Annotated in this window: 2 protein-coding genes; both read left to right on the top strand. The window is 40.5% G+C overall.

What is annotated here, in order from left to right:
- Nucleotides 1–732, top strand: a 732-nt coding sequence (locus PL85_RS16915; RefSeq protein WP_214651914.1) for a hypothetical protein, incomplete at its 5' end; no start/stop codon positions are given.
- Between the two features lie 135 nt (nt 733–867).
- Nucleotides 868–1,686, top strand: coding sequence for a DUF2971 domain-containing protein (locus PL85_RS16910; RefSeq protein WP_115340170.1), 819 nt, complete (start codon nt 868–870; stop codon nt 1,684–1,686).
- The last annotated feature ends 143 nt before the right edge of the window (nt 1,687–1,829 follow it).

The following is a 1,829-nucleotide window of genomic DNA, read 5'->3' as shown; positions in this document are numbered from 1 at the left end:
TTAGCCGGGCGTTATATTTCGGATGAAATTATGATTTCAAATGAAGATGAAAACATTGTTCGTGAGTACTTAGCTACTCGCTTTGATAAAGTGATTCATGAGCCTGATGGTAATGTGTCTCCTGACTTTCTCGTGAACGGTAAAATTGCAATTGAAGTTCGGCGATTAAATCAGCAATTTCGGGGCGCCAAAAAGACCGTTGGCTTAGAAACGGATCAATTCCGTTTAATGGATGCTATTCGAAGAAAACTATCGAAATATCCTTTGGATAAAACGTCCAAAAGCTACTTTGTGACAGTTTCCTATAAGCGTCCAATTGGAAAGTTGTCTTCGATAGTGAGCAACTTAGAAGAAGCAATAAATAAATTTCAACTTGCAGGTGAACCAATACCTTACTCTTGCAAACTCCACCAAAATGTACAGTTTGAGATTGAACTAGAGCGTCCTATTAGGGATATGAAATATAAAGTTGGTATTGAGGTTGATGAAGATAGTGGTGGTTGGGTAGTTGATACCTATGCCAAGGATACAAACCACTGTATTGACGAAAAGGTCATGAAAATTCAGTCCAACTATAGCAAATATCCTGAATGGTGGTTGGTGTTTGTGGATCACATAGGGTTTATGGCTTCGGATGACGTGGAAGACATAAAGCAATGCCTAAGTCGTCCAGAACACATTGCGAAAATTCTTGTACTAGATATCAAAGGTATCGAAGTACTTGAAATATAACAAACAATTTAAGAGTGATTCCCCACGCTTGGCGTTTTTGGTTTGGGTCAAGTTTAGTGTTTACGGTGTTCAAGTTAAGTGTCGTGGTTGCGTGGCTCACACCTTAATTGGGCGTTAGCTTTTTGAGGATGAACGGTGATTCTGTATAAATATATGTCGTTTCAAGCTGCACGGTCAGTTATTGAAAACTCGTCACTTGGTTTTTCGTGTCTAGAAGATCTGAATGATCCTTTTGAATGTACTTCGTTTGGGTTTGAAGAGAGTGATGGTTCGATTATCACAGCTAATATTGCTACGAACGCGTGCAAAAACCGATTTTCGAGAAACTATGGTGTATTGTCATTGACGAGACAACCTTTAAACTCGTTAATGTGGGCGCATTATGGCGACGAGCACCAAGGTGTTGTTATAGGTATTGACGTTGACCTAGCCAATCTATCGGATGAGAGTGCCGCCATTATTCCTAGTCAGTACGGAGAGGTTATTTATTCCGCGACTAAGCCCCATAACAATTTACCAATCATTAGTGAAAATGAATTAATGAGTATTGGCAACGGCATTAAGTTTAACTCGGATGCTTTCAATTTGGTTAAGAGAGCCTTTTTATACAAATCAATTGAATGGGGCTATGAAGAAGAGGTTCGTGTTGTAAAGGACATATCAAAGTTACCGTTTGGTTATCATGTTGGTGAGGGTCGTTGCAATGAGTGGAATAAAATCACGGTGGCGGGACGTCCACTATATTGTTTTGATATCCCAACTGACGCAATAAAAGAAGTATATTTGGGGCGTCATATATACAAAAATGTTTCAAAAAAGAAACTCCTCAGTGGTGATGAGCTTAAAGAGATCCTTTTATCATGGGGGCGGAGAGACTTAAAGCTCTTGCAGTGCGGAGCTGATATCAATTCATGGGCGTTAACGGCAAAACCATCCATTAACCAACAAAGCTAACAAAGCGTTTAAGACGGATTCCCAACGCTCGGCATTTTCGGTTTGCTTCAGCTTTAGTGTTTACGGCACAATGGTTTAGGTAGGGTGGTCTGCGTTGCTCACCACTTAACGCGGCGTTATGTGACCGAGTACCCCACGTTTAG

It is taken from the genome of Vibrio anguillarum (assembly GCF_001989995.2).
In the GTDB taxonomy this organism is placed as follows: domain Bacteria; phylum Pseudomonadota; class Gammaproteobacteria; order Enterobacterales; family Vibrionaceae; genus Vibrio; species Vibrio anguillarum.
Note: the sequence above shows the minus strand (reverse complement) of the source record. Positions and strands in the feature narration are given on the sequence as shown.